This window comes from uncultured Veillonella sp., from assembly GCF_938010505.1.
In the GTDB taxonomy this organism is placed as follows: Bacteria; Bacillota; Negativicutes; order Veillonellales; family Veillonellaceae; genus Veillonella.
In genome coordinates this window covers 1-1951 of the sequence record NZ_CALLVP010000002.1, presented here as the reverse complement: position 1 = coordinate 1951, position 1951 = coordinate 1, and the positions used below count along the sequence as shown (strand labels likewise).

At 35.9% G+C, this 1951-nt stretch carries 2 protein-coding genes and 1 pseudogene; all 3 read right to left on the bottom strand.

The window, feature by feature from the left end:
* Nucleotides 1–101: pseudogene (locus tag Q0507_RS09730) on the bottom strand (cysteine methyltransferase); the annotation flags it as partial.
* Nucleotides 102–238: 137 nt separating this feature from the next.
* Nucleotides 239–1018 (bottom strand): protein-ADP-ribose hydrolase, encoded by a 780-nt coding sequence (locus Q0507_RS00030; protein ID WP_298710570.1) that lies wholly within the window; start codon nt 1016–1018, stop codon nt 239–241.
* A gap of 111 nt (nt 1019–1129) precedes the next feature.
* On the bottom strand, nt 1130–1897 hold the full coding sequence (locus Q0507_RS00025) for a putative quinol monooxygenase (RefSeq protein WP_298710567.1): 768 nt from the start codon (nt 1895–1897) through the stop codon (nt 1130–1132).
* Nucleotides 1898–1951 lie beyond the last annotated feature (54 nt).

Genomic DNA, 1951 nt, shown 5'->3' with positions numbered 1-1951 from the left:
GCATGAGCTTCATCAATAAAAAATAAATCTGTTAAATATGATAATGTACCAAGCATAATCATAGTTCCTAATGGGCTTTCATAGGTGTATTTATAATTCATAGTACATTAACTCCTTCTTAGGCCAACAAATCATTCATAACTTTTTTACGTCATTATTAAATGATACAGTATTTTTATGAATTTCAAAAGGTATATGTTTCTCTTCCATATTTATTGGTACATATAAAGTATCTATATTATGACAATAATTTGTCGTAGATGTCATAATCTATATCCTTAAATACATTAAATACCACTTTGATTTTACTATTACTTTCTTTCAAATAGGTTCTCACCGTATGAACTGCAATTTGTGCGGCCTCTTCATTAGGGAATCTAAATTCACCAGTGGAGATACAGCAGAATGCAATGGAGTGTAAGTTATAAGCATTGGCTAATTGTAAACAGGATCGATAACAGGAAGCCAGTTCATGTCTCTCCTTATCTGTTACCGCCTCATAAATAATAGGTCCCACTGTGTGAATTACATGTTTTGCTGGTAAATTATACCCATAGGTCATACGAGCTACACCCGTTTTTTCAGGCATGTCCATATACTCAGTCATTCTAGCACATTCCATACGAAGCTCAATACCAGCAAAGGTATGGATTTCATTATCGATACACTTATGATTTGGAGCAAAACATCCGAGCAACTGATTATTAGCTGCATTTACAATAGCGTCTACAGATAATCGAGTAATATCTCCTTGCCACAGATAAATCTGAGGCTCTCGCTCCTCCATATCATTAATGGTTACGATTCCCTTTTCACGGGCTAATGTAATTAAATACTCATCCTCTATCTTCATCCATTCAAGAGGCATACCACCAGCAGGACGAATATTACATAAAGATCTAAAGAGTGTAAACTGCTCTTCTTCGCTCACAGGGATATCTATATATTCGTTATGCTTCTCTTTGTATTCTGCTACTAAGCCTTCAAGTAAATAGCGTAAACGTTCTTGCTGTGTCATATGTAACTCCTTTTAGTATAGACTATACTTTCACCTATTATATAACAAAAAACTGCTAGCACATATGTATATGCTAGCAGTAACTTTACTGTAATTATATTATATTCAATTTTAAGGTCTTACAAACGCCTGCCCACCATGGTTGACAAGGATATCACCATCTAATACCTTTGTGGTAACGTTTTGTAGGCTACCTTGGATTTGGCTCATCATGAAGCGATAGCCAGGACTGTTTACATGTTTTGTAAGGGCTGCTTGATCGCTATAGATTTGAATGACATACCAACGATTTTTTGTGTTTCTTTCACGAAGCACATAGCCAGCCTTATAACCCGCATCATCCCGTACGGCCCGTTCAATATCGAGTTGGTATTGACGTTGTACTGTGTCAGTATCATTGCTATTAACAGTAAACTCGGTTAATGTCACTACTGCTTTACCATCATTGACAATAGATAAAGCATCTTTTTTCTCAAACAATAGTACAGACTGTACGTCGTACATTTTGCGATTTGTTAATTTAGAACCTACTTCATTAACAAAGGCTTGATAATGATCGGATTTGCGATGTGTTTCAATGGCAGCTAAATCTTTATATATCTCTACAACATAAGACTCAGATGGATTACCTTTTACATGCGCTACATTCATAGATAATGTATTAGGCTCTTTCTCCATAGATGCTGTTAGATTGGTAACGCTTGCACTATTATATATCCCCTGTAACTCTGTAGGCACTTGATACCGATACATGCCTACACTAGGTGCTGTATCTAAACCTTCATCACGTTCCATAACGAGCGCTGCAAAGGACGTGCTCACACCTAATACTGCAATCACAGAGGTTACTAGAATACGTTTTAATAATGTTCTATTCATACATGCTCCGATTCGACTAAATTACAATGTAATATATTCTACTATTGTACCATG

Bases quoted from the DNA above. Each gene is read 5' to 3' on its own strand.
- Q0507_RS00030 (WP_298710570.1), bottom strand. From the start codon at position 1,018: ATGACACAGCAAGAACGTTTACGCTATTTACTTGAAGGCTTAGTAGCA.
- Q0507_RS00025 (WP_298710567.1), bottom strand. From the start codon at position 1,897: ATGAATAGAACATTATTAAAACGTATTCTAGTAACCTCTGTGATTGCA.